The organism is Microbacterium sp. NPDC087589 (assembly GCF_044743635.1).
Lineage (GTDB): Bacteria > Actinomycetota > Actinomycetes > Actinomycetales > Microbacteriaceae > Microbacterium.
In genome coordinates this window covers 55,814-81,075 of sequence record NZ_JBIUWV010000002.1, presented here as the reverse complement: position 1 = coordinate 81,075, position 25,262 = coordinate 55,814, and the positions used below count along the sequence as shown (strand labels likewise).

Here is a 25,262-nt window from a genome sequence, read left to right as displayed (position 1 = left end):
GAGGTGAACGAGGGGAACACCGGAGCGAGCAGACGCCGAGGCGAACGCGATTACGATCGAAGGACCGCCCCGTCAGGAAGGTCCCCCATGCCCGTCACCCCGGATGCTCTCGCCCACGCCGAGGATCTCGCCGACTTCGTCGCCGCCTCGCCCTCGAGCTATCACGCCGCCGCAGAGGTGGCCAGGCGACTGGAGGATGCCGGGTTCGAGCGTCTCTCCGAAGAGGATGCCTGGGAGCTGAGCCCCGGCGGACGCTACGTCGTCGTCCGTGACGGCGCGGCGATCGCGTGGACGATCCCGACCGACGCCACCGCCGTCACGCCCGCGCACGTACTCGGGGCGCACACCGACTCCCCCGGGTTCAAGCTCAAGCCGCAGCCGACCACGGGGTCGAGGGGCTGGCTGCAGGCGGCCGTCGAGGTGTACGGCGGACCGCTGCTGAACTCCTGGCTCGACCGTGAACTGCGCCTCGCCGGCCGACTCGCCCTCGCCGACGGACGAGTCGTGCTCGCCGACACCGGGGCGATGCTGCGGCTCCCCCAGCTCGCTGTGCACCTCGACCGCGAGGCGAACACCGGCCTCGCCCTCGACAAGCAATACCAGACCCAGCCGGTCTGGGGCCTGGGCGACCCGTCGCAGGCCGACATCCTGGCCGAGCTCGCCGCATCCGCCGGTGTCGCGGCATCCGACATCCGCGGCTACGACGTCGTGATCGCCGATTCCGCGCGCGGCGCCGTGTTCGGCAAGGACGACGCGTTCTTCGCTTCCGGGCGCCTCGACGACCTCGCCTCGGTGCACGCGGGCATGGTCGCGCTCGAGTCGATCGACACCGCGGCGTCCGGACCGATCGCGATCCTGGCGGCGTTCGACCACGAGGAGCTCGGCTCGAACTCTCGTTCCGGCGCGGCAGGCCCCTTCCTCGAGGACATCCTCGGTCGCGTGTACGACGCGCTCGGCGCCGACGCCTCCGAGCGCCGCCGCGCCCTCTCATCGTCGTGGTGCCTGTCGAGCGACGTCGGCCACTCGGTGCACCCGAACTACGCGCACAAGCACGACCCCGTCGTGCAGCCGGTGCTCGGGTCCGGACCCATCCTCAAGCTCAACGCCAACCAGCGGTACGCGACGGACGCGATCGGCTCCGCCGCTTGGCGCCGCTGGTGCGACGCCGCCGACGTCACGACCCAGGAGTTCGTGTCGAACAACACGGTGCCCTGCGGATCGACGATCGGCCCGATCACGGCGACGCGTCTCGGCATCCGCACGGTCGACGTCGGCATCCCGATCCTGTCGATGCACTCGGCCCGCGAGCTCGCCGGCGTCTCGGATCTGCATGACCTCGCACGCGTCGCGGGAGCGTTCTTCGCCGGCTGATCATCCCCGGCGCCCCCGCGGGCCCTGCACAGTGCCAGGATGATGGCATGACGGACATCAAGCCTGGCCTCATCGAGCGCGCGGGCATCGAGATCATCCCCGAATCCGAGCGCACGGCGAAGCCTCGCGACCTGTTCTGGCCGTGGTTCGCGGCCAATGTGTCGGTGTTCGGCATGTCGTACGGATCGTTCGTGCTCGGCTTCGGAATCTCGTTCTGGCAGGCGACGATCGTGTCGGTCATCGGCATCGTGGTGTCGTTCCTGCTGTGCGGACTCATCGCGATCGCGGGCAAGCGCGGTTCGGCGCCGACCATGGTGCTCTCCCGCGCCGCCTTCGGCGTGCAGGGGCAGAAGGTGCCGGGCATCGTCTCGTGGCTGACGTCGATCGGCTGGGAGACCTTCCTCGCGATCATGGCCGTGCTCGCGACAGCCACCGTCATCACACAGCTCGGCGGTGACGGCGACAGCATCGTTCTCAAGATCAGCGCCACCGTGATCGTCGCAGCCCTCATCGTCGTGGCCTCCGTGCTCGGATATCACACGATCATGAAGCTGCAGTCGGTGCTGACCTGGGTCACCGGTGCGGTGACGATCCTCTACATCATCCTCGCCGCGCCGAGCATCGACCTCGCAGCTGTCATGGCCCGCCCTGATGGCGGCCTCGGCCAGGTCATTGGCGCCCTCGTGATGGTCATGACCGGCTTCGGGCTCGGCTGGATCAACATCGCCGCCGACTGGTCGCGGTATCAGAAGCGCACGGCATCCGATGGGGCGATCGTCGCGTGGAACACGATCGGCGGCTCGATCGCGCCCGTGATCCTCGTGGTCTTCGGTCTGCTGCTCGCGGGGTCCGACGACGAACTCAGCGCCGCGATCGCCGCCGACCCGATCGGCGCGCTCGCCACGCTCCTGCCGCTCTGGGTGCTCGTGCCGTTCCTGCTCACCGCGGTGCTCGCGCTCGTCTCGGGTGCCGTGCTGGGCATCTACTCCTCCGGCCTCACGCTGCTGAGCCTCGGCATCCGCATCCCGCGCCCGTCCGCAGCGGCGATCGATGGAGTGATCCTCACGATCGGCACGATCTACGTCGTGTTCTTCGCCACCGACTTCCTCGGCCCGTTCCAGAGCTTCCTCATCACGCTCGGCGTGCCGCTGGCCTCCTGGGCCGGCATCCTCATCGCCGACATCCTCCGGCGCAAAAAGGACTACGACGACGAGGCGCTGTTCGACAGCCGCGGCCGATACGGCGCCTGGGACTGGATCTCGATCGGCACCATGGTGGTCGCCAGCGTCGTCGGCTGGGGCTTCGTGCTCAACGGCTTCGCCGATGCCGCGCCGTGGAACAACTGGCAGGGCTATCTGCTCGGTCTGGTCGGCGGTGTCGACGGAGACTGGGCCTATGCGAACCTCGGGGTGTTCTTCGCCCTGGTGCTGTCGTTCGTCTTCACCTGGTTCGCTCGCGCCGGACGAATCCGCGCGCAGGAGGCAGCTGCGTGAGCAGGGAGTCCTGGCTGGTCGTGATCGACCCGCAGACGATCTTCGCCTCGCCCGACTCGGCGTGGGCGTCACCGTTCTTCGACGACGCGATGCCCCGCATCCGAGAGCTCGCCGAGTCCTTCGGCGACCGCGTGATCGTCACTCGCTGGATGCCGACCGCCGACCGCTCGACCTCGTGGGGCGCGTACTTCGGCGCGTGGCCGTTCGCAGACCAGCCACCGTCAGACCCGCTGTTCGACCTCGTGCCGCAGGCGGTCGGCCTGTCGCCGCATTCGACGCTCGACCTGCCGACGTTCGGAAAGTGGGGCGACGCCATGGAGGCGATCGTGGGCCGCGGGGCGCACGTCGTGCTGGCGGGAGTCTCGACAGACTGCTGCGTCATCTCGACCGCCCTGGCCGCAGCGGATGCCGGGGCGCACGTCACGATCGCCGCCGACGCCTGCGCGGGCTCGACGGCCGAGAACCACGACGCGGCGATCCGGATCATGGGACTGTATCCTCCGCAGATCACGATCGGCGACACGGCCGCGGTGCTGGCGGAGCGCTAACCCGCCGCGCGCACAGCCGCCGCGATGTCGGCGGGTGACCCGTGCCACGGTGCCCCGTGTCCGGGAAGCACCCACGATGCCGATACGGCGGCCAGCCGGTCGAGAGACGCGGCTGCCTCTTCCGGCTCGTCCGTGAACGGGGCGGGCTGCGGACCCACGCGCCCCGTCAGCACATGGCGCGTGGTCAGCGCGTCGCCGACGAAGACCGCATCGGCCGCGGGAATGTGCACGGCGATGCTCCCGGGCGAGTGACCCGGCATGCCGATGACGACCGGGGATCCGGGGAGGTCGAGCACCTGGCCGTCCGCGACGGTCACCACCTCAGAGACGTGCCGCGTGCGCAGCGCGTTCTTGCGCGCGCTGTAGGCGAAGAATCCGAGCGTCGGACCGATGCGCGCCGGCCCCATCGGGGTCTTCGGCTTCTCACCCGTGCGCACCCGGTGCGCATCGGCACTGTGGACGAAGACCGGCACACCGGCTTCGCTGCGCAGTCGCTCGGCGAAGCCGATGTGGTCGCCGTCGCCGTGAGTGAGGACCAGCCCGCGGATGTCGGAGAGCGGCCTGCCGAGCTCGGTCAGCTTTCGCTGCAGGTCGTTCCAGTGGCCGGGCAGACCCGCGTCGACGAGCGTGATCCCCTCGGGCAGGTCGACCAGATACGACGCGACGACGTCGTTGCCGAGTCGATGCAGGTGCGGTGCGAGCTTCATGGTCGTCCCTTTCGTGGTGGTCTATGATGGCTACATTACGTAGCTATCATAGCTATTGTCAATAGCCATGAAGGAGCCTTGGATGCCGACCCCCGAACGAACCTCGCTGGCGGCCATCGTCGATGCCGGCCGCGACATCCTCGAATCAGCAGGACCCGCCGGACTCACGATGCAGGCTGTCGCCGAGCGCGTGGGGGTGCGGGCGCCCTCTCTCTACAAGAGGATCCGTGATCGAGAAGCCCTGCTGTCCGCGGTCGCGGAGGCCTCCGCCGATGCGCTGACCAGTCGGCTCGACACCGCTGGTGACGAACTCCCCCTCCTCGCCGCCGCGTACCGCGCGTTCGCGCACGAGCACCCCCAGGCGTTCCGACTGCTGTTCACGGCGTCCGCGCCCGAAGACGCCCTCCATCGGACCTCCGCTCCGGTGCTGCGCTCCTGCGCCGACCTCGTGGGGCCGGAGCATGCGCTCGACGCCGCCCGCCTCTTCACCGCCTGGGCGACCGGGTTCCTGCAGATGGAGCTCGCCGGCATGTTCCGCCTGGGCGGCGACGTCGACGAGGCATTCGACTATGCGATGGGTCGCATCATCGCCGGGCTCACCTCGGCCTGATCAGGCGCGCACGCGGGCGGACGCCGGTGCGCTGCCGCTGGCGCTGCCGCTGGCGTTGCCGCTGGCGTTGCCGATGCGGGTCCCGATGCCGGCCTCGATACGTCGAGATCGACCGGAATACTGCCAAGATGATCCGCGGAGAGGGGTTTCCATGACCACGAGCGCGCACGAAGACGAATCCGTCCGCCCGAAGAGGGCTCGACGTCCGTGGCACCGCACGAAAGTGGCGGTGGGCCTGGTCCTCCTCGTCACAGCCGTGGTGGCGATCATCGGCGCACTCACCCCGTGGCCGTCGGCGATGCTGATCCGCTCGGTGTTCACGAAGGGCGGCGACGAGACCGCCGCCGAGATGGAGAAGTACGTCACCGACACGACGCTCACCGAGCAGCTCGACGTCGCCTACGCCGACGGAGGTGCCGACACCACGATGGACGTCTTCACGCCGGCATCCGCCACCGGGCCGCTGCCGACGGTCGTCTGGATCCACGGCGGTGCCTGGATCTCGGGGGCGAAGGAGAACGTCGACCCCTACATGCGCATCCTCGCCGCCGAGGGCTACACCACCATCGCGCTGAACTACACGATCGGGCCGGAGGGCGTGTATCCGCTCGCCGTGCATCAGCTCAATGAGGCGCTCGCATACATCGACGAGCACGCCGACGAGCTGAACGTCGATGCGAATCAGATCGTGCTCGCCGGCGACTCCGCCGGCGGCCAGCTGGCCAGCCAGATGGCCGCGCTGATGACGAGCCCCGACTACGCCGAGATCATGGGCATCACCCCGGCGCTGACGGCCGAGCAGGTGGTGGCGACCGTGCTGAACTGCGGTGTGTACGACCTCGCCGCGCTCGCGGCGCTCGACGGCGTGGTCGGCTGGGGCCTCAAGACGTCGATGTGGGCGTACGCGGGAACCAAGACCTGGGCGGAGGACTCGACCGGCTCGACGATGTCGACGATCGACTGGGTGACCGAGGACTTCCCGGCGACGTACATCTCGGGCGGAAACGGCGACGGGCTGACCTGGCTGCAGTCGATCCCGATGGCCAAGCGACTCGACGAGCTGGGAGTCGATGTCACGACCCTGTTCTGGCCCGCGTCTCACGAGCCTGCCCTGCCGCACGAGTATCAGTTCCACCTCGACATGCCCGACGCTCAGACAGCGCTGCAGCAGACGATCGACTTCTTGAACGCGCACACGACGCGCTGAGGACGGCGCGCCGATCCGCGGACTCTGCCCCGCACGGCAGCCGATTTCCGGGAATCGACCCGCTGATCGGGGCATGGTCCGCAGATCGGGCGCGGCCGACTCACTTCATCGTGTCGAGGATGCCCACCAGGTCGTCGAACGTCGTGAGCGGGTTGAGGATGGCGAAGCGGGTGTTCGGGCGCCCCGCGTGCGAACTCGGCACCACGAACGCGCGCTGCGAGTCGAGCAGTTCGTCTGACCAGCGGTCGTAGTCGGCGCGTTCCCAGCCCTCGCGTTCGAACACCACGACCGAGAGCTGCGGGTCGCGCACGAGTCTGAACTCGGGGCGGGCGGCGATCTCGGTCGCGATCCTCTGGGTCAGAGCGAGAGTCGCGCTCACGGCCTCGCGATAGGCGGTCACACCGTAGGTCGCGAGCGAGAACCACAGCGGCAGCCCGCGAGGGCGGCGAGTGAGCTGGATCGAATAGTCCGACGGGCTGAAGTCACCGGCGTCGGTGAGGGTGTCGAGGTATTCGGCATGCTGCGTGTGCGCTCGACGGCCCGCATCGGGGTCACGGTAGATGAGCGCGCAGCAGTCGAACGGTGCGAACAGCCATTTGTGTGGATCGACGATCACCGAGTCGGCGCGCTCCACTCCCGCGAAGATGCCACGGGCCTCGGGCGCCAGCATCGCGGTGAGCCCGTAGGCACCGTCGATGTGCAGCCAGAAGTCGAACTCGTCTTTCAGCGCGGCGATTCCGACGATGTCATCGACGATGCCGAAGTTGGTCGAGCCGCCGGTGGCGACCACCGCGCAGATCTCGTCGCCGTGCTCGACGAGCGCCTCACGCACAGCATCCGCGCGAAGCACTCCGTCGTCACCTGCGGGAACGAGCAGCACGTCGGCATCCATGACCTTCGCCGCCGACTTGTTCGAGGAGTGCGCCTCGACGCTGCACACGATCTTCCACCGACGAGGGAGCTCTGTGCCGGCCTCGAGCAGTTTCGCCTTCGCCGCCTCGCGGGCGGCGACGAGCGCAGACAGGTTGCCGATCGTGCCGCCCTGCACGAACACTCCGCCGGCGGTGTCGGGAAGGCCGAACTCAGTGGCCAGGAAGGACAGCACCTCGTTCTCGGCATGCACGGCACCCGCGCCCTCGAGCCAGCTTCCCCCGTAGAGGCCGGATGCCGAGACCACGAGGTCGAACGCGATCGAGGCGATCGTCGGGGCCGTCGGGATGAACGACAGGTACGACGGGTGGCTGGTCGTCAGGCAGGCCGGAGCGAGGATGTGCTCGAACACGCTGAGCGCGCGCTGCGAACCCAGGCCGGCATCGGTGATCGTGGTTCCCACCAGACGATCGAGCTCGGCCGGCGACTGGGGCTTGTCGAGCGGCACATCGGCCGCGAGCATCCGCCGTCGCGAATAGTCGAGCACCGCGTCGACGATCGCCGTCGATTCGGCCGAGGCCGCGTGCATGCGTTCTGCTCCCATGAGCTGTCCTTACCTGTGTGATTCTGCGGGCCGTGCGGGGTCGACCATCGGAATGTCGAGTACGGCGGAGAGGGTGCGGCGAGCGAGGTCGGCGCGATCGCGCGGCGCCCAGTGCACCAGCGAGTGGGCGCTCATGCCGTCGACCATCGCCAGCAGCATCCACGCCGACGAGTCCGGATCGATCTGGCGCGCCGGTTCCTGTCTCAGCACCGGGTCTTCATTCAGCACCGGGTCTTCGGCGATCGCGCGGGCGATGAGGTCTTCGAGTGCGCTGTGCCAGAGGTCCATCTCGATGCGCACCCTGGCACCGAGCGCCTCGTTGCGGGCGCCGAGCGCCCATGACTGCACCCAGACCATCGCGACGTCATCACGTGAGTCGTCGAGCAGCGTCTCGATGAGTCGGAGCAGATTGGTGCGCAGGCCGACCGAGGGGTCGTACGAGGCGATCACCTCGTCACGCTCGGCGGCCACGATCTCGGTGAACACCTCGGCGACGAACGACTCCATGACGGGCCGGTAGTGAGCCACGAGAGCCGGCGTCACCCCCACGCGGGCGGCGACGGCCCGCACCGTGAGCGCCTCGAGGCCGCTCTCTGCGGCGAGCGCCACGGCACCGTCGAGGATCGAGCGTTCGCGCTCCTCGGGTGGCAACCTGCGAGGTGCGGCTGCTCTTGACGTGGTCTTCATCACGGGCTACCGTATCACTCGTTGATCACGTGTTCAATAGCGAATGCGAGGCCTCATCCACGAGGTCGCGATCGGCAGCGAGGGAGACGATCATGGCCTGGCACATGCCCGCAGAGACCGCACCGCACGACCGCACCTGGATGGCGTTCCCCGCCGAGGGGCCGACGCTGGGCGAGACGGCGTCCGAACGCGACGAGGGCTACGACACGTGGACGGCCGTCGCCCACGCGGTCGCCGAGTTCGAGCCGGTGTCGATGATCGTCGACCCTGCCGAGGTCGCCCGCGCTCGACGGATGCTCAGCAGCAGCATCGACATCGTCGAGGCACCGGTCGACGAGTTCTGGATGCGCGACTCCGGTCCGACCTTCGTGATCGACCACGAGCGGCCCGGCGTGCTCGGCGCGGTCGACTGGATCTTCAACGGCTGGGGCGCACCGGCATGGGCGCAGTGGCAGAAGGCGGCGCAGCACGCGCGCGTCATCGCCGGAGCCGTCGGCGCCGAGCTCGTGAGTTCTGCCCTCGTGAACGAGGGCGGCGGAATCCACGTCGACGGGGAGGGCACGGTGCTGCTCACCGACACCGTGCAGCTCGACCCTCGCCGCAATCCCTACGCCGACAAGGCGCGCGTCGAGGCCGAGATGGCCCGCACGCTCGGCGCGACGAAGGCCGTGTGGCTGCCTCGGGGCCTCACCCGCGACTACGACGACTTCGGCACGAACGGGCACGTCGACATCGTCGCGACGCTCGTCTCCCCCGGTCGGCTGCTGCTGCACGAGCAGCAGAGCCCCGAGCACCCGGACCACGCCGTGACCCGCGAGCTGCGCACGCATCTCGCGCAGCAGACGGATGCAGCGGGTCGCCGTTTCGAGATCATCGACCTGCCCGCACCGGCGACCCTGCGCGATGACGAAGGATTCGTCGACTGGAGCTATGTCAATCACCTGGTCACGAACGACGGTGTGGTCGCGTGCGGCTTCGGCGACGAGCGGGCCGATGCCGCGGCACGGGCGATCCTCGCCGATGTCTATCCGGGGCGACGGGTCGTCACGGTCGACGCACGCCCGCTGTTCGACCGCGGCGGCGGCATCCACTGCATCACCCAGCAGCAGCCGAGCGTGGGGGTGCTCGCATGATCGACGTCGTCGAAGCCTCCGTCGCCGAGCTGCGGCGAGCGCTCGAGACCGGCACGGCCACCTCCGTCGAGCTCGTCGACGCGTATCTCGCGCGCCTCGACGCCTACGACGGCCCCGAGACCGAGACGGCTCTGAACGCGGTCGTCGTCCGCAACTCCGAGGCCCGCACTGAGGCAGCGGCGTCGGACGCACGGCGGGCACGCGGCGAGACGCTCGGGCCTCTCGACGGCATCCCGTACACGGCGAAGGACAGCTACCTGGTGCGTGGACTCACCGCCGCGGCCGGGAGTCCCGCGTTCGCCGACACCGTCGCGCAGCGTGACGCGTTCACGATCGAGCGCCTGCGGTCGGGTGGCGCGATCTGCCTCGGCCTCACGAACATGCCGCCGATGGCCAACGGCGGCATGCAGCGAGGCGTCTACGGACGCGCCGAGAGCCCCTACAACGCCGGCTTCCTCACCGCGCCCTTCGCTTCGGGGTCGTCGAACGGGTCCGGCACCGCGACGGCGGCGAGCTTCGCAGCCTTCGGCCTGGGCGAGGAGACCTGGTCGAGCGGCCGCGGCCCGGCCACGAACAACGCCCTCTGCGCCTACACGCCGTCACGTGGCGTGATCTCGACCCGCGGCAACTGGCCACTCGTGCCGACCATGGACGTCGTCGTGCCGCACGCGCGCACCATGGCCGACCTGCTCGAGGTGCTCGATGTGATCGTCGTCGGCGATGCCGAGACGCGCGGCGACTTCTGGCGCGCGCAGCCGTGGGTGACGCTGCCGCTCTCTTCCGAGGTGCGCCCGGAGTCGTACGATGCCCTGGCCGCGGAGGCGGCGACAGCACTCCGCAGCACCCGCATCGGCATCCCCCGCATGTACATCAATGCGGACCCGGATGCCGGCACCGCCGCCGAACCGGGAATCGGTGGCCCCACGGGCCAGCGCATCGAGACGCGCGCCTCGGTGATCGCGCGCTGGGAAGCGGCTCGCCGCGACCTCGAGGCCGCCGGTGCGACGGTCGTCGAGGTCGACTTCCCCGTGGTGTCGAACTACGAGGGCGACCGACCGGGCGCCCCCACCATCGCGACGCGTGGACTCGTGTCGCCGGAGTACCTGCGCCGCGAGATCGTCGACCTCTCGGCGTGGGCCTGGGAGGACTTCCTGCAGGCGAACGGAGATCCCCGCCTGCGCACGCTCGCCGCCGTCGACGGCGCGACGATCTTCCCGCATCCGGAGGGCGCACTCCCCGACCGCTATACGGGCTTCGACGACGACATCGCCGAGTACCCCGACTGGGTGCGCGACAACCCGGGTGTCGGGTTCACGGACATGCCCGAACTCGCCGACGGGATCCGGGGACTCGAAGAGACGCGACGGATCGACCTCGAGGAGTGGATGGACGAGCAGGAGCTCGACGCGGTCGTGTTCCCGGCTGTCGCCGATGTGGGTCCGGCCGACATGGACGTGGACGAGGCCTCCGCCGACCTCGGCTGGCGCAACGGCACCTGGATCGCGAACGGCAACCTGGCCGTACGCCACCTCGGCATCCCGACCGTGACCGTGCCGATGGGGCTCATGGCCGACATCGACATGCCGATCGGCCTGACGTTCGCCGGTCGCGCCTATGACGACGCCGCGCTGCTGCGACTCGCGGCCGGATTCGAGGCGATCGGCGCGCCGGGTGAGCGCCGCACCCCGCCGCCACGCACGCCGAGGCTCTGAATCGCTGATCAGCACCCGCGCGGCATTTCATCATTGTGACGCCCGCCACGATTGTTATATGTTTGCCCTGTCCGTCACGACAGGAAGCGCCCCATGAGCACCGAGAACAACGAGCGCGAGCTCGAGGCCGGCATCGTCACCGATCTGTCGGGGCGCATGACGTACGGGTCGTACCTGTCGCTCGACCAGCTGCTCACCGCGCAGAACCCGGTCAGTGATCCCGAGCACCACGATGAGCTGCTGTTCATCATCCAGCACCAGACCACAGAGCTCTGGCTCAAGCAGCTGCTGCACGAGCTGTCCTCCGCCCGAGAGCTGCTCGCCAGCGACGATCTCCGCGAGGCGCTGAAGCGGGTCGCGCGGGTCAAGCGCATCCAAGACGTGATGACGCAGCAGTGGGGGATCCTCGCGACTCTCACACCCACCGAGTACGCGCAGTTCCGCGGCGCGCTGGGCAACTCGTCGGGCTTCCAGTCGGTGCAATACCGCGCGGTCGAGTTCGCCCTCGGCAACAAGAACGAGAAGATGCTCAGCGTCTTCGCCGACCACCCCGTCAACCTCGCGCTGCTCACCGCCGAGTGGCACAAGCCCACGCTCTACGACGAGTTCCTGCGCTACGCCTCGCGCCGCGGCCTGCCGATCCCGGCCGAGATCCTCGACCGGGACGTGCGCCTCCCCTACCGCGAGACGCCTGAACTCGTGCCGGCGATCCGTGAGATCTACCGGAACCACCAGCAGCACTGGGACCTCTACGAGGCCTGCGAAGACCTCGTCGACCTCGAGGACAACTTCCAGTTCTGGCGCTTCCGCCATCTGAAGACGGTCGCGCGCACGATCGGCATGAAGGTCGGCACCGGCGGCTCGAGCGGAGTCGGGTTCCTGCAGCGCGCCCTCGACCTGACGTTCTTCCCCGAGCTCTACACCGTGCGCACCGAGATCGGCGGCTGATGCACGCGGCGACCTACTTCGACGGCGAAGGATGGCGCGACGGCATCATCGACGTCGACGGCGAGCGGATGCTGCTGCGCGACGCCGCCCCGACCGCCGACCTGCCCCGTCTCGACGGCGTCATCGTCGGCGGCTTCACCGACCACCACGTGCACCTGCAGCTGGTCGACCATGAGCTGCTGCGCGAGTCGACGCTCGGCCGCGTGATCGACCTCGGCGCGAACCCTGTGGCCGTCGCCGCGCTCGCCGCCGCTCTGGGCGGGGTCAAAGACGCATCTGTGGATCCCTGCGGGGTCAAAAACGCATCCGAATCGACGTTCTCCGGTGCGTTTTTGACCCCGCACGGGACAACCGCCCCGCACGGGACCCCGCACGGGACAACCGCCCCGCACGGGACCCCGCACGGGACAACCACCCCGCACGGGACAACGACCCCGGGCGGGCCTCCGCAACGGACAGAGCACCGGGTCGCGGTCGGGTTCGCCGGCGCGTTCCTCACGCCCGTCGGTGGCTACCCCAGCGACCGCGACTGGGCGCCCGCCGGGTCCTTCCGCGAGATCGCAGACTCCGCGGCCGCCGAACGAGCAGTGACTCAGATGGCGGATGCCGGAGCATCCTGCATCAAGGTCGCGAGCAACGCCACCGCCGGCCCCGTCTTCGACGATGACGTCTTCCGCGCGATCGTCGAAGCCGCCGCCGCACGCGGCCTGGCTGTCGTGGCACACGCCGAAGGCCGAGGCGAAGCACAGCGCGCAGCCCGCCTCGGCGCCGCACGCCTCGCACACGCCCCGTTCACCGAGCGCCTCGACGATGCCGAGGTCGCCGCGCAAGCGGCATCCGTGTCGTGGATCTCGACGCTCGCGATCCACGACGGCGACAGCGACCACGACAACGACGGCGACGACGGCGACAACGACGACGCGCGCGCCACAGCCGTCGACAACGTGCGCCGCTTCCACGCGGCAGGCGGCACCGTGCTCTACGGCACCGACATGGGCAACGGCCCGACACCCGTCGGGCTGAACCCCGCAGAGCTCGCCGCCCTCCGCGACGCCGGGGTCGACGGCATCGACCTGCTCCGCGCGCTCGTCCCGCAGAACCCCCTCGACCCGGCATCCGTGCTGCTGAGGCTCCCCGGCACCGACGCCGATCCGACACTCGCCCGCCCGCTGACCAGCGCCGATCTGAAGGCTTGACATGACCGACACCCGCGACGCCGCGACCATCGAACACTCGCTCCTCGACCTCGCCGACGCCCTCGACGCCGCCGACCCGCTGCATGCCCACCTCGACGCGTTCGCCGATGCTCCGGGCGTCAGCGCCTACCTCGACGGCAACTCGCTCGGTCGACCGTTGAAGGACACACCGGAGAAGCTCGCCGCCTTCGTGCGCGACGACTGGGGCACGCGGCTGATCCGCTCGTGGGACGAGCAGTGGATGGTGCTGCCGATGGAGCTCGGTGACCGCATCGGGCGCGTCACCCTCGGTGCCGCCGAGGGGCAGACCGTCGTGGCCGACTCGACGAGCGTGCTGATCTACAAGCTGATGCGTGCCGCCCTTCGACATGCTCAGGAGACCAGCGGGACGCGCACCGAGCTCGTGATCGAGTCGGGCAACTTCCCCACCGACCGGTTCATGGCCGAGGGCGTCGCCGCCGAGACGGGCATGACGGTGCGGTGGATCGAGCCCGACCCCGTGCTCGGCGTGCAGATCTCCGATGTCGTGGCGGCCATCTCCGAGCGCACGGCGCTCGTCTCGCTGAGTCACGTCGACTACCGCTCCGGCGCTCTCGCCGACATGCCCGGCATCACGACCGCCGCGCACGAGGTCGGCGCGCTGATGATGTGGGACCTCTGCCACTCGGCCGGTGTGGTCCCCATGCAGCTCGACGCCTGGGGCGTCGACATGGCGGTCGGATGCACATACAAGTACTTGAACGGCGGCCCCGGCTCCCCCGCCTTCGCATACCTGCGACGCGAGCACCAGGGTGTGCTGCGTCAGCCGATCCAGGGCTGGTGGAGCGCCGCGGACATCTTCGCGATGGGTCCGCAGTATGCGCCGGCGGGCGACATCCGGCAGCTGCTCAGCGGCACGCCCCCGATCACCTCGATGCTCGCGATGCAGGGGATGCTCGACCTCATCGAGCAGGCATCGATCGAGGCGATCCGCGAGAAGTCGCTCTCCCTCACCGACTTCGCCGTGCGGGCCTACGACGAGATGCTGGCACCCCTCGGCGTGCGACTGCTCAGCACGCGCGATGCCGCACTCCGGGGAAGCCACGTCACGATCGGCCACCCCGATTTCCGCGCCGTGACTCAGCGGCTGTGGTCCGACGGGATCATCCCCGACTTCCGCTACCCCGACGGCATCCGCCTGGGACTCTCGCCGCTCAGCACCTCGTATGCCGAGACGCTCACCGGCGTCCTCGCCGTGCGCGACGCCCTGGAGTCGCATGACCGCTGACGCCGCCGAGCATCCGGCCTCGGGCCCCGCGCTCGACATGACCGGGGGCCCGGTGCTCGACGACATCGATGCGCGCCCCGGCAGCACGGCATCCCTGCTGCGCACCCTGGTGGGGCTGTATCTGCGACCACTCGGCGGCTGGATCTCGGCGGCCGATCTGGTCGCGCTCGCCGGCGATCTCGGGATCCCCACCGCACAGGCACGCACCGGCATCACCCGTCTCAAGCAGAAGGGACTGCTGCTCGCCGAGCGCAGGCACGCGGTCGGCTATCGGCTGAATCCGGATGCCACCACGATGCTCGAGCGGGGCGATCGACGCATCTTCGAGATGCGCGAGATGACGGATGCCGACACGTGGTGCCTCATCTCGTTCTCGATGCCCGAGAGCGCCCGCGCCACGAGGCACCAGCTTCGCCGCCGCCTGCAGTGGATCGGGGCGGGCGTCGTCTCCCCCGCCCTCTGGATCTGCCCCGGCCATCTGCAGGGGGAGGTTCTGGAGATCGTCGACGGCCTCGGCGCCAGAGAGTGGGTGACGCTGTTCCAGGCCGGCACTCCGACGAGCGCGCGCACGCCGCCCGAGGCGGCTGCGGGCTGGTGGGACCTCGAGGCCCTGCGCGCCGAGCACCTCGACTTCCAGCGCTCGCTCGAGACGCTTCCGGACGCGCCGTTCGCCGCCTACGTGCGTCTGATCGACCGCTGGCGCGTGCTGCCCTACATCGATCCGGGTCTGCCGCCCGCGATGCTGCCGGCGGACTGGCCGGGCGGGCGCAGCGTCGCCGAGTTCCAGAGGCTGTCGACGGAGTCGTCGGATGCCGCGTGGCACCGCGTGCGCGAGGTCACCGGGGCGGCGCGGTCGTAGCCCGCACCACGAGCCGCGTCGGCAGGATCACGTGCATCTCGTCGACCTCCTGCCCCGAGAGCAGAGTGAACACCATGTCGGCCGCGACGGCGCCGAGCCTGCGCATCGGCTGCTGGATCGTCGTGAGCGGCAGCGCCCTTCGGGTGGCCTCCGGCACGTCATCGAACCCGATCACCGACAGATCGTCGGGCACCCGCAGACCCAGCTCGTGGGCGACGTCGATCACCGCGATCGCCGACAGGTCGTTCGCCGCGAAGATCGCCGTCGGTCGCGACTCGCCGCTCAGCATGATCCGGGCGGACTCCCTGGTCACATCGAGCTCGTAGCGGCCGATGCCGACGAGTGACGGATCGAGAGGGATTCCCGCGTCGGAGAGTGCCCTGCGGTAGCCGGCGTCTCGGAGCCCGGCGGATCTGAGATCGGGGCGACCTGCGAGGAAACCGATGCGGCGGTGGCCGAGCTCGATCAGATGTCTGGTCGCGGTGAGAGCGCCGCCGAAGCTGTCGGATTCGACGGTGGGCAGGTCGGCCCGGCCGGTGTGGGGATCGATCGCGACGACCGGGATCTCGGTGCCGGCGCTCACGACCGTCGGGGTGACCATGATCGCCGCGTCGATCAGCGTGCCCGAGAGCCTGCTCAGCGATCGCCGCTCCCAGCCATCACCCGCGCCGAGGTGCGAACCGCTGTAGGCGAGCAGGTCGAACGCCGTGTCGTGCACGGCCGAGCCGACGCCTTTGAGGATCTCGGCGCTGAAGGGTTCGAAGTCTGCGAGGAGCACGCCGATCACGCCGGTGCGCCGTGCCCTCATGCTGCTCGCGACGAGACTCGACTCGTATCCGAGCTGCTTCACGGCGTCGAGGACACGCTGCACTGTGGCATCCGCGATCCCGTACCGACCGTTCACCGCTTTCGAGACGGTCGACACCGACACCCCCGCCGCTTTCGCGACGTCATGGATCGTCGTTCGTGCCCCCATGAGACGCCAGCGTAGCCGGAATTCCGGAACTATGGAAACTGTTTTCGAAAACGTTTGACGATCGGATGGTCCGGCTGGAGACTCATGCCACTGCGGTCTCACCTGAGCGTCCGCAGGCGCCCCGCAGCGAAGCGGCGCGCAACTCGATGAGGAGAACGATCACATGAACAGCAGAAGGCTCCCCCTCGCCTCCGCGGTCGCAGCACTGGCCGTCGGAGCACTCGCGCTCTCGGGCTGCACCGCAGACTCGTCCGGCACCGACGGCGGCGACACCAGCATGACCCTCTGGCACAATTCGACGACCGGCCCCGGAGTGGAGTTCTGGGAGCAGACGGTCGCCGACTTCGAGAGCGACAATCCCGGAGTCACGATCGACATCCAGTCGATCCAGAACGAAGACCTCGACGGCAAGCTGCAGACCGCCCTCAACTCGGGCGACGCCCCCGACATCTTCCTGCAGCGCGGCGGGGGCAAGATGGCCGCGATGGTCAAGGCCGGCCAGCTGAAGGACCTCACCGACGCGATCGCGGGCCCCGCTGCTGAAGAGATCCCCGATGCCTCGTACTCGGCGAACAGCCTCGACGGCAAGATCTACGCCATGCCCGTCGCCGTGCTGCCCGGTGGGCTGTTCTACAGCCAGGACCTCTTCGATCAGGCGGGGATCACCGAGAACCCGACGACCCTCGACGAGCTCGAGGCGGCCACGGTCGCCCTCAAGGGCGCCGGGGTCGACCCCATCGCCCTCGGTGCCAAGGATGCCTGGCCCGCCGCGCACTGGTACTACTGGTTCGCCCTGCGCGAGTGCAGCTCGGACACGCTCGCCCAGGCCGCCGATGAGATGGACTTCACCGACGAGTGCTGGGTGCGCGCGGGTGAGGACCTGCAGTCGTTCGCCGACACCGAGCCCTTCAACTCGGGCTTCCTGACGACTCCTGCCCAGCAGGGGGCCGGCAGCTCGGCCGGGCTCATCGCGAACCACCAGGCCGCCATGGAGCTCATGGGCGCGTGGAACCCGGGCGTCATCGGCTCGCTCACTCCTGACCAGCAGCCGCTCGCCGACCTCGGTTGGTTCCCCTTCCCCGAGGTCGACGGCGGAGACGGCGAACCAGGCTCGATGATGGGTGGCGTCGACGGCTACTCCTGCTCGGTGGATGCACCGGACGCCTGCGTCGACTTCCTGAACTACATCGGCACCTCTGACGTGCAGACCGCGTACTACAAGGCCTTCAACGCCCCGCCGGTCAACACCGTCGCGCAGGAGGCCGTGACCGAGCCCTACCTGCAGACCATCCTCGAGGCGTACAACGCGGCTCCGTACGCGACGCAGTGGCTCGACACGGTCTACGGCCAGAACGTCGGCAACGCGCTGAACGTCGCGGTGGTCGACCTGCTCGCGGGCAACAGCGACGCGGAGGACCTGGTCAAGGCTGTGCAGGATGCCGCAGCGAAAGCGTGACACGCGCGCCCGGCTGGAAGTGATGCTTCTGGCCGGGCCCGCCCTGCTCGTGTTCCTCGCCTTCGTCATCTTCCCGGTGCTGATGGCGGCGTACTACGGGTTCTTCAGCTGGCAGGGCTACGGCCCGCCCACCGAGTTCGTCGGGCTGAGGAACTACCTCACGATCCTTCAGGATCCGCTGTTCCACGATGCGCTCGCGCACAACGGCTTCATCCTGGTGTTCTCCCTCGTTCTCCAGGGTCCGGTCGCCATCGTGCTGGCGCTGCTGCTGAACCGCAAGATGCGCGGCCAGTCCCTGATCCGCGTGCTGATCTTCGTGCCCTACGTGATCTCCGAGGTCGTCGTGGGCACGGGGTGGAGCCTGATGCTGCAGACCAACGGCGCGCTCAACGCGATGCTGACGAACATGGGTCTGGGGTTCCTGGCGACCGACTGGCTGTCGGACCCCGGGATCGCGATCTGGACGCTGATGGCGATCATCACCTGGAAGTACGTCGGCTTCGCGGTCATCCTGTTCCTCGCCGGTCTGCAGGGCATTCCGGAGGAGCTGAACGAGGCTGCGGCCATCGACGGAGCCTCCTACTGGCAGATCCAGTGGCGGATCACGCTGCCGCTGCTCGCTCCCACCCTGCGCATCTGGGCGTTCCTGTCGATCATCGGCTCGCTGCAGCTGTTCGACCTCGTCTACATCATCTGGGGCCAGTACATCGCATCCACCGCCGGCACCTCGACCATGGCGACGTACATGGTCTCGGAGGGGCGCAACGCCGGCAACTACGGCTACGGCAACGCGGTCGCGGTCGTGCTCTTCCTCATCTCGCTCGTGGTCGCTCTCATCTATCAGCGCGCCGTGCTGCGCAAGGACACGGACGGCGCTCTCACCGGCGCCTCGGGCAGAAAGAAGAACACCCGATCGCGTGCTCGGCAGGGCGCCGCCATGCAGGATGCCGACGCAGACGCCGACACGGCTGCAGACGCCACCACACAGAAGGAGTCCGTCCGATGACCGCCACCTCGGTGCTCGTCACCCAGCGCAAGGCCCGCGCGGGTCGCACCGCGAAGCCCCGGCTGCCGTGGGCCAACCCCGCCGTGTACTTCGTCGCGCTGATCGCGGTCGGTCTGATGCTGGCGCCCATCGCCTACATCATCACCGGCGGGTTCCGCACGAATGCGCAGATCACCACCGATCCGTCCGGGTTCCCGCAGCCGTGGGTGGTGTCGAACTACCTCGACGTGCTCACCGGCAGTGTGTTCTGGCGACTGGTGGGCAACTCGACCATCGTCGCTCTCGCGACCACCGTCGGCACCGTGGCACTGGGGCTGATGGCGGCGTACGTGCTCGCGAGGTACCGGTTCGCCGGCCGCGGGGTGCTCTACGCGTTCTTCGCCGCAGGGCTGATGTTCCCGCTGACCGTGGCGATCACCCCGCTGTACATCGTGGTGCGCAGTCTCGGACTGATGAACTCGCTCGGTGGAGTGATCCTGCCGCAGATCGCGTTCGCGCTTCCGACGACGATCATCATCCTCGTGCCCTTCCTGCGCGCCATTCCCGACGAGATCCAGGAGGCCGCGTTCATCGACGGATGCAGCCGCATCGGGTTCTTCTGGCGCATGGTGCTGCCGCTCTCGCTCCCCGGCGTCATCACCACCGGCATCCTGGCGTTCATCGGCAGCTGGAACGGCTATCTGCTGCCGCTGTTCATCCTCAACGACGATGCGGCGTACACGTTGCCGCTCGGCGTGCAGTCATTCGCATCCCAATACTCCGTGGACACCGCGAAAGTGCTCGCGTTCACGTCACTGTCGATGATCCCCGCGCTGATCTTCTTCAGCCTGTTCGAGCGGCGCATCGTGGGAGGGCTGACCGGTGCAGTCAAGGGTTGATGCGGTCGCCGTCACGACACCCCACGTCGACGAGAACGAGAAAGAGAACATGATGTTGCAGCCCGCAGGCTCCGCGCCGCACTCCCCCCGCGTCGAGGCGCTCCTCGCCCGCATGACCCTGGAAGAGAAGCAGGCGCAGCTCGTCGGCTTCTGGGTCGACCAGGGTGTCGACGTGGTCGCCCCGATGTCAGGCGAGAAGAAGAGCTCGACCCGCTACGAGGATGCGTCTGTGCACGGCATCGGCCATCTCACCCGCGTGTACGGCACCCGACCCGTCGATCCCGTCGAGCGGGCTGCGTGGCTGTGGACCGAGCAGCGCCGCCTGCAGAAGGAGACCCGGCTCGGCATCCCGGCACTCGTGCACGAAGAATGCCTGACAGGTCTCGCCGCCTGGAAGGCCGCGACCTTCCCGACGCCACTGGCGTGGGGGGCGACCTTCGACCCCGAGCTCGTCGAGGAGGTCGGTCGGGCCATCGGCTCGTCGATGCGGTCCCTCGGCATCCATCAGGGCCTGGCTCCGGTGCTCGACGTCATCCGCGACCCCCGCTGGGGTCGGGTCGACGAGTGCATCGCCGAAGACCCCCTGGTCGTCGGCCGGGTGGGCACCGCCTACGTGCGCGGACTGCAGTCCGAGGGCGTACACGCGACCCTGAAGCACTTCATCGGATACTCCGCCTCGAAGGCCGGACGCAACCACGCTCCTGTGAGCGCCGGCCAGCGCGAGATCGAGGACGTGCTGCTCCCGCCGTTCGAGATGGCGATCCACGAGGGCGGCGCCCGCAGCGTCATGAACTCCTACGTCGACATCGACGGTGTGCCCGTCACCGCCGACGCGCGCTATCTCACCGGCATCCTGCGCGATCGTTGGGGGTTCGACGGAGTGGTCGTGTCGGACTACTTCGCGGTCGACTTCCTGCACAGCATGCACCGGGCGGCCGCCGATTCCGCCGACGCAGCTCGCCTCGCGCTCACCGCGGGCATCGATGTCGAACTGCCCTCACCCGATGCCTTCGTCACGCTCGCCGAGCAGGTGCGCGACGGTCGGCTCTCCGCGGAGATCCTCGACAGGGCGGTGGGCCGAGTGCTCGCGCAGAAGGAGGAGCTCGGACTGCTGGATGCCGACTTCTCGTCTCCGCCGACGGCGGTCGATCTCGACCCCGCCGAGCACCGCGAGCTCGCTCGGCGCCTCGCAGAGGAGTCGATCGTCCTGCTGAGCAACGACGGCGCGCTCCCCCTCGCGCCGACGATGACCTCGCGGATCGCGGTGATCGGTCCCAACGCCGACAGCGCGGAAGCGCTGATGGGCTGCTACTCGTTCGTCAACCACGTGCTCGCTCATCACCCCGACACCCCCGCAGGCATCGACCTGCCCACGGTCACCGAGTCACTGCGCGACGAGTTCCCCTCGGCGGAGATCACCGCGACGATCGGATGCGAGGTCGAGGGCTCTGACCGATCCGGCATCCCCGCCGCGGTGGAGGCCGCCGCCGCGGCCGACGTCGCGATCGTCGTGGTCGGAGACCGCGCGGGGCTCTTCGGACGAGGCACTGTGGGCGAAGGCAACGACGTCGACGACCTCGAACTCCCCGGCGTTCAACGCGAGCTGGTCGAGGCTGTCGTCGCGACCGGCACCCCCGTGATCCTGATCGCGATGACCGGGCGCCCCTACGTGCTCGACTGGGCGCTGCCGGCTCGCAAAGGTGCCACCGGGACCATCACCGGGCTCGGAGCGGTCGACGCATCGGCTCCCACTAACGCCGTGGCTGCGGGGACTCCCGCAGCGGTGCTGCAGACGTTCTTCCCCGGCGAGGAGGGTGGCCCCGCACTCGCGCGACTGCTGAGCGGTCGCGTCGCACCGTCCGGGCGTCTGCCGGTGTCGCTGCCGCGGTCCGCCGGGGCGCAGCCGTATTCCTACCTGCACCCCGTGCTGGGCGGACGAACCGATGTCACGAGTGCCGATTCGACCCCGGTGCGGCCCTTCGGCTTCGGCCTGAGCTACACGACCTTCGCGCACGACGAGCTCGCTGCACCGTCGTCGGTCGCCTCGGGAGAGACCTTCCGGGCGACGGTGCGTGTGCGCAACACCGGTGCGGTCGCGGCGACGGATGTCGTGCAGCTGTATGCGCATGACGACGTCGCGAGCGTGACCCGCCCGGTCGCCCAGCTGCTGGACTTCCGGCGGGTCACGCTCGCACCCGGTGCCGACGCGCTGGTCGAGTTCGATGTGCCGATCGACCGGCTCGCCTTCACGGGGCTCGACGGTGTCAAGCGGGTCGAGCCCGGCGCGATCCGCCTCTGGGTCGGAGGCGCGTGCGACGACGAGGAGACGGTGGCGCGACTCGAGATCGTGTGAGGGATCGTGTGAGACGGTGATTGCTACGGATTCGAGTCGATCACCGTCTCGCGATCGCCATCGACGAGCAGCGCCTGATCATCGCGGAGCAGCAGGAGCTGGTGGGTCGAGTCGTACTTCGCGACCGTCTCGCTGATGAGCGAGGGCGGATAGGGCTTCAGCATCCCGTCGGCGTGCGGGATCACTGTGCGGTCGATCAGTCCCAAGCCCGCGAACTCGGTCAGGGACGCACCGTCTGCAGGATCGTCCATGAGTGAGGCCGGTGTGATGTCGGGACCCACGATGATCGATCCCGCACTGCACCCGATGTACGGCAGCCCGCCGCGCACCCTCTCGGCGAGGACGACGTCGTTCGCCGTGACTTTGAGCGCCTCGAGCAGCGCGAAGGTGCTGCCGCCGGCCACATAGACGGCGTCGACGGCGGAGAGGGTCGCCGCGAAGTCGGATGCCGTGAGCTCACGCACCGTGATGTCGACGAGCTCATGACCGAGAACCTCGATGGCGCGACGTTCGGCGGCCACGAAGGGCGCGCCCGCATACGCGACCTGGGCATCGCCGATGTAGCCGACGCGCAGCGGGCCACCGGAGGTCGTGCTGTCGAGGAACGGCTGCATCGCGCCGGGGTTGAGAGAGAGGAGAAGCATCTTCACTCGCCCATCGTACGAACGGGCGCCGACGTCGGGTCGCCCGGCCCGGACGAAGTCTGCGCGGAGCACTCGTCTCCGCACAGACCCGCGCTCGGGTATCCCTAGCCCTTCACGGCGGCGATGAAGGCGCTCACGTGCTCCTGCAGCTTGACGATGCGCAGATCGCGCGCGAGCTCGCGGTCGTAGCCGTCGTACGCCAGAGGCGGCAGCATCCGCACGTTCTGCGAGCATCCGAACTCCGCGCAGACGAGGTTGCCGATGCTGTCGCCCTTGCGACCGGCCGGACCGGCCTTGCGTGCGACGTAGAGCTGCACGTCGTGGCGCAGGGTGACGTCCTCGCACCACGAGCACTGGGCCCGCGAGATCACGCGCTGCTCGGCGCGCTGGAGGAACACTCCGGTGACGACGTCATCGACCCACGCGACGACGTACGAACGGCGAGGCAGCTTGGGGTCGACCCAGCCGAGGTAGTCGAGCTTCTCGAAGTCGAGATCGGCGAAGCCGGGGGGCAGCGTGAGATCGGAGACCTCTTTGCGAGAGGCGTTGATGAAGGAGGCGCGCAGGGTGCGCTCGTCGATGGGACGCATGAGAAGAGTGCTTTCGTGAGGGCCGCGGGGTGCGGCAGAGGAAGAGGGTGGGAAGAGGCATCCGAGTGGATGCCGGGTACGACGCGGCTCCGGGGACGGGTGTTCCGCCTCCGGCCGATCGTCAGCCTCTGTCCGTGGCGCTGTGCGCGCCCACGGCTCCCCACTGCGCTCTATCCGGGATCCGGAGAGCACTCTTCGACAACAGCACCCGGCGAGTCTACGCCCGTTTGTTTCACACCGTGTCGGCGCGGGTTCCGTCTCTCGCGAGGCCGACCTACTCTTGCCACAACGTCCGCTCACGAAGGAGACCACCGTGTCCACGCCGCTGAACCACCTTTCGCCCCTCTCGGTGCGTGAGCGTTCTGCGTGCATGTGCCGGCACGGATTCGCCTGCTCCTCGTTCGCGGCGGGTCACGCGCTGCACCTGATTCAGGCGCGCATCGCCTCGGCGACGTCCGCCGAGTGGGCCGACGCGATCGTCGAGCATGCCGACGCCGCGACCGGGGACCTGATCGTGCGCACGCTCGACGGAACCGCACACGCGCTGTGGAACGCGTCGGGTGCGGCACTGGAGGCACCGGCGGGCACGCCGATCGCCCTGCACGTGCGCTACGGGGTGCTCGCGGTCGGGCGCACGCAGTTCAACGTCGCGCTCGGCTGAGCGCGTTTCGTCTCGGGCGGCGCCGCGGTCGTCGCTCAACGACCGAGGACGATGCGGGGACCGCTCAGGCGGTCGCCATCATCATGTCCTTGACGGCCATGCAGGCGTCCATGCAGTCCTTGCAGCTCTGAGCGCACATCTTGCAGACCTCGCTGTGATCCGCGTGCTGCATGCACTCGTCCATGCATGTCTGGCACATGGCGATGCAGGCGTCGAGCATGGCCATCATCGACGCGGGGGTCATGCCCTGCATCCGCATCATCGACCGCATCATCGTGTTGCACATGTCGGCGCAGTTCATGCACGCCGGAGAGCAGTCCATCATCTGGGTCGAGCACACCGTGCACGCCTGCTCGCAGGCCGAACACGCATCCATGCAGGCCTGCAGGACAGACATGTCCATCGTCGCCATGTCGGGCATCGACATCATGTTCGAGCGCATGGCGCCCATCATCATCGAGTCCATGTTCCACCGCTTCCTTCGTCGGCCGCAGCCGAGGTGAGAGCGGGCAGGACCACCCGCCTGGGGCCAGGTTAGTCGCCGCCGACGTCTGCGTCGATGCCTGGGGGACCGCTGTCACGAGAGTCCGTCGTTGTCAATCCCGTGTGCAGGATTCTCGGCCCGTGCGACGGTGGAGGGACATTGATCGACTGATGAAAGGAATCGCGCCATGAGTGGAGCAGACGACATCAAGAACGCAGCTGAGAAGGCCGGCGGAAAGATCAAGGAGGGCGTCGGCAAGGCGACCGACAACGAGAAGCTCGAGGCCGAGGGCCGCGGCGATCAGGCGAAGGCCTCCGCCAAGCAGGCCGGCGAGAACGTGAAGGACGCCGCCAAGAACGTCGGCGACAACCTGCGCGACAGCAGAGACTGATCCTCAACGCCAGTGAGGCCCGCCGAAGCGGGCCTCACTGCGTGGATCAGCGGGTGCGGTTGCCGGAGATCGCTCGGATCAACCAGGCGATGACCGCGATGGCCAGCAGCACCAGGCCGACCCACAGGAGGAACTGCAGGGACTGCACGAGCCCGCCGGTGATGGCCAGAATGATGGCGACCACGATGATGATGATCAGCAGGATGTTCATCGGTGTTTCCCTTCTTGCGGGCGCGGGGGAGGCACCCGTCTACGGTGATCAAACTTAGGCCCGCGGCCCCGAGCGCCGGAGGGCCTTGACTCGGAGCTTCCCGCCGTGCGATGGAGGAGATGACATGCCAGGACGCAGGAACAACTCGCTCAAGGATCCGAAGCTGTACGAGGAGTTGCGCGACGACGGCGCCTCGAAGGAGAAGGCAGCTCGGATCTCGAATGCCGCTGCCAGGGACGGACGCAGCACGGTCGGCCGCCGCGGCGGCGAGCACGGTGACTACGAGGACTGGACAGTCGACGAACTGCGCAAGCGTGCCAAGGAGATCGGCCTCACCGGTTACAGCCGCAAGCGCAAGGCCGAGCTCATCTCGGCGCTGCGCGACCATTAGGGTCGCCGT

26 protein-coding genes are annotated in these 25,262 nt (G+C 68.8%); 19 read left to right on the top strand and 7 right to left on the bottom strand.

Features of this window, described 5'->3' with window-relative positions; genetic code table 11:
* Positions 1-87 precede the first annotated feature (87 nt).
* From ACIOU8_RS06330 to ACIOU8_RS06320, 3 genes are read left to right on the top strand one after another with little or no spacing between them, the layout of a single operon-like run.
* The gene (locus ACIOU8_RS06330) at positions 88-1,371 is read left to right on the top strand and encodes a M18 family aminopeptidase (protein WP_400787168.1); all 1,284 of its coding nucleotides are present in this window, start codon (positions 88-90) and stop codon (positions 1,369-1,371) included.
* 47 nt (positions 1,372-1,418) lie between these two features.
* Entirely contained in the window at positions 1,419-2,864 is a 1,446-nt protein-coding gene (locus ACIOU8_RS06325; protein ID WP_400787165.1) for a purine-cytosine permease family protein, read from the top strand.
* Positions 2,861-3,412 carry a cysteine hydrolase family protein gene (locus ACIOU8_RS06320; protein ID WP_400787162.1) on the top strand — a complete coding sequence of 184 codons (552 nt, stop codon included), beginning with the start codon at positions 2,861-2,863 and terminating at the stop codon, positions 3,410-3,412. Before ACIOU8_RS06325 ends, ACIOU8_RS06320 begins: the two co-directional genes overlap by 4 nt.
* Here ACIOU8_RS06320 and ACIOU8_RS06315 read toward each other — a convergent pair.
* The gene (locus tag ACIOU8_RS06315; protein ID WP_400787160.1) at positions 3,409-4,119 is read right to left on the bottom strand and encodes an MBL fold metallo-hydrolase; all 711 of its coding nucleotides are present in this window, start codon (positions 4,117-4,119) and stop codon (positions 3,409-3,411) included. The two genes, ACIOU8_RS06320 and ACIOU8_RS06315, sit on opposite strands and share 4 nt — an antisense overlap.
* Before the next feature lie 82 nt (positions 4,120-4,201).
* On the opposite strand from ACIOU8_RS06315, the gene ACIOU8_RS06310 reads away from it, so the two are divergent.
* Both ACIOU8_RS06310 and ACIOU8_RS06305 read left to right on the top strand, forming a co-directional pair.
* Positions 4,202-4,729 (top strand): TetR/AcrR family transcriptional regulator, encoded by a 528-nt coding sequence (locus ACIOU8_RS06310; protein WP_400787157.1) that lies wholly within the window; start codon positions 4,202-4,204, stop codon positions 4,727-4,729.
* A gap of 151 nt (positions 4,730-4,880) precedes the next feature.
* A complete protein-coding gene (locus ACIOU8_RS06305; protein WP_400787155.1) occupies positions 4,881-5,936 on the top strand; it encodes an alpha/beta hydrolase in 1,056 nt (351 codons plus the stop codon).
* Positions 5,937-6,036: 100 nt separating this feature from the next.
* Here ACIOU8_RS06305 and ACIOU8_RS06300 read toward each other — a convergent pair whose 3' ends face one another.
* Positions 6,037-7,410, bottom strand: a complete 1,374-nt coding sequence (locus ACIOU8_RS06300; RefSeq protein ID WP_400787153.1) for a pyridoxal phosphate-dependent decarboxylase family protein — start codon at positions 7,408-7,410, stop codon at positions 6,037-6,039.
* A gap of 9 nt (positions 7,411-7,419) precedes the next feature.
* The gene (locus ACIOU8_RS06295) at positions 7,420-8,097 is read right to left on the bottom strand and encodes a TetR/AcrR family transcriptional regulator (protein ID WP_400787150.1); all 678 of its coding nucleotides are present in this window, start codon (positions 8,095-8,097) and stop codon (positions 7,420-7,422) included.
* 92 nt (positions 8,098-8,189) lie between these two features.
* On the opposite strand from ACIOU8_RS06295, the gene ACIOU8_RS06290 reads away from it, so the two are divergent.
* From ACIOU8_RS06290 to ACIOU8_RS06265, 6 genes are all read left to right on the top strand, one after another.
* The gene (locus tag ACIOU8_RS06290; RefSeq protein ID WP_400787147.1) at positions 8,190-9,230 is read left to right on the top strand and encodes an agmatine/peptidylarginine deiminase; all 1,041 of its coding nucleotides are present in this window, start codon (positions 8,190-8,192) and stop codon (positions 9,228-9,230) included.
* Complete coding sequence (locus ACIOU8_RS06285; RefSeq protein WP_400787144.1) at positions 9,227-10,942, top strand: amidase; 1,716 nt, start codon at positions 9,227-9,229, stop codon at positions 10,940-10,942. The genes ACIOU8_RS06290 and ACIOU8_RS06285 overlap by 4 nt, the downstream gene beginning before the upstream one ends.
* Positions 10,943-11,035: 93 nt before the next feature.
* Positions 11,036-11,890 carry a tryptophan 2,3-dioxygenase gene (locus ACIOU8_RS06280; protein WP_400787141.1) on the top strand — a complete coding sequence of 285 codons (855 nt, stop codon included), beginning with the start codon at positions 11,036-11,038 and terminating at the stop codon, positions 11,888-11,890.
* Positions 11,890-13,086: an amidohydrolase family protein gene (locus ACIOU8_RS06275; protein ID WP_400787138.1), complete on the top strand. Its 1,197-nt coding sequence runs from the start codon at positions 11,890-11,892 to the stop codon at positions 13,084-13,086. Before ACIOU8_RS06280 ends, ACIOU8_RS06275 begins: the two co-directional genes overlap by 1 nt.
* A gap of 1 nt (position 13,087) precedes the next feature.
* The gene (locus ACIOU8_RS06270; RefSeq protein ID WP_400787135.1) at positions 13,088-14,353 is read left to right on the top strand and encodes a kynureninase; all 1,266 of its coding nucleotides are present in this window, start codon (positions 13,088-13,090) and stop codon (positions 14,351-14,353) included.
* Positions 14,343-15,212 (top strand): PaaX family transcriptional regulator C-terminal domain-containing protein, encoded by an 870-nt coding sequence (locus ACIOU8_RS06265; RefSeq protein ID WP_400787132.1) that lies wholly within the window; start codon positions 14,343-14,345, stop codon positions 15,210-15,212. The genes ACIOU8_RS06270 and ACIOU8_RS06265 overlap by 11 nt, the downstream gene beginning before the upstream one ends.
* On the opposite strand, the gene ACIOU8_RS06260 is transcribed toward ACIOU8_RS06265, so the two are convergent.
* Positions 15,190-16,188 (bottom strand): LacI family DNA-binding transcriptional regulator, encoded by a 999-nt coding sequence (locus tag ACIOU8_RS06260; protein WP_140038011.1) that lies wholly within the window; start codon positions 16,186-16,188, stop codon positions 15,190-15,192. The two genes, ACIOU8_RS06265 and ACIOU8_RS06260, sit on opposite strands and share 23 nt — an antisense overlap.
* A gap of 163 nt (positions 16,189-16,351) precedes the next feature.
* Here ACIOU8_RS06260 and ACIOU8_RS06255 point away from each other — a divergent pair, with 163 nt between their 5' ends.
* From ACIOU8_RS06255 to ACIOU8_RS06240, 4 genes are read left to right on the top strand one after another with little or no spacing between them, the layout of a single operon-like run.
* Entirely contained in the window at positions 16,352-17,644 is a 1,293-nt protein-coding gene (locus tag ACIOU8_RS06255; RefSeq protein ID WP_400787128.1) for an ABC transporter substrate-binding protein, read from the top strand.
* A complete protein-coding gene (locus ACIOU8_RS06250) occupies positions 17,625-18,650 on the top strand; it encodes a carbohydrate ABC transporter permease (protein WP_400787126.1) in 1,026 nt (341 codons plus the stop codon). Before ACIOU8_RS06255 ends, ACIOU8_RS06250 begins: the two co-directional genes overlap by 20 nt.
* A complete protein-coding gene (locus ACIOU8_RS06245; RefSeq protein ID WP_400787123.1) occupies positions 18,647-19,528 on the top strand; it encodes a carbohydrate ABC transporter permease in 882 nt (293 codons plus the stop codon). The genes ACIOU8_RS06250 and ACIOU8_RS06245 overlap by 4 nt, the downstream gene beginning before the upstream one ends.
* A 52-nt stretch (positions 19,529-19,580) precedes the next feature.
* Entirely contained in the window at positions 19,581-21,881 is a 2,301-nt protein-coding gene (locus tag ACIOU8_RS06240) for a beta-glucosidase (RefSeq protein ID WP_400787962.1), read from the top strand.
* Positions 21,882-21,904: 23 nt separating this feature from the next.
* Here the strand turns inward: ACIOU8_RS06240 and ACIOU8_RS06235 are convergent, their stop codons facing one another.
* Both ACIOU8_RS06235 and ACIOU8_RS06230 read right to left on the bottom strand, forming a co-directional pair.
* Positions 21,905-22,525 (bottom strand): Type 1 glutamine amidotransferase-like domain-containing protein, encoded by a 621-nt coding sequence (locus tag ACIOU8_RS06235; RefSeq protein WP_400787960.1) that lies wholly within the window; start codon positions 22,523-22,525, stop codon positions 21,905-21,907.
* Positions 22,526-22,629: 104 nt separating this feature from the next.
* On the bottom strand, positions 22,630-23,115 hold the full coding sequence (locus ACIOU8_RS06230; protein WP_400787120.1) for an FBP domain-containing protein: 486 nt from the start codon (positions 23,113-23,115) through the stop codon (positions 22,630-22,632).
* Positions 23,116-23,428: 313 nt separating this feature from the next.
* Here ACIOU8_RS06230 and ACIOU8_RS06225 point away from each other — a divergent pair, with 313 nt between their 5' ends.
* From ACIOU8_RS06225 to ACIOU8_RS06215, 3 genes are all read left to right on the top strand, one after another.
* Positions 23,429-23,776, top strand: coding sequence for a hypothetical protein (locus tag ACIOU8_RS06225; protein ID WP_400787117.1), 348 nt, complete (start codon positions 23,429-23,431; stop codon positions 23,774-23,776).
* 218 nt (positions 23,777-23,994) lie between these two features.
* A complete protein-coding gene (locus ACIOU8_RS06220) occupies positions 23,995-24,279 on the top strand; it encodes a hypothetical protein (RefSeq protein ID WP_400787114.1) in 285 nt (94 codons plus the stop codon).
* A 168-nt stretch (positions 24,280-24,447) separates the two neighbouring features.
* Positions 24,448-24,651: a CsbD family protein gene (locus ACIOU8_RS06215; protein ID WP_290162379.1), complete on the top strand. Its 204-nt coding sequence runs from the start codon at positions 24,448-24,450 to the stop codon at positions 24,649-24,651.
* A 46-nt stretch (positions 24,652-24,697) separates the two neighbouring features.
* On the opposite strand, the gene ACIOU8_RS06210 is transcribed toward ACIOU8_RS06215, so the two are convergent.
* On the bottom strand, positions 24,698-24,862 hold the full coding sequence (locus ACIOU8_RS06210; RefSeq protein ID WP_164481676.1) for a hypothetical protein: 165 nt from the start codon (positions 24,860-24,862) through the stop codon (positions 24,698-24,700).
* A gap of 124 nt (positions 24,863-24,986) precedes the next feature.
* Between ACIOU8_RS06210 and ACIOU8_RS06205 the strand changes: the two genes are divergently transcribed.
* A complete protein-coding gene (locus ACIOU8_RS06205) occupies positions 24,987-25,253 on the top strand; it encodes a Rho termination factor N-terminal domain-containing protein (RefSeq protein ID WP_400787109.1) in 267 nt (88 codons plus the stop codon).
* Positions 25,254-25,262: the final 9 nt, after the last annotated feature.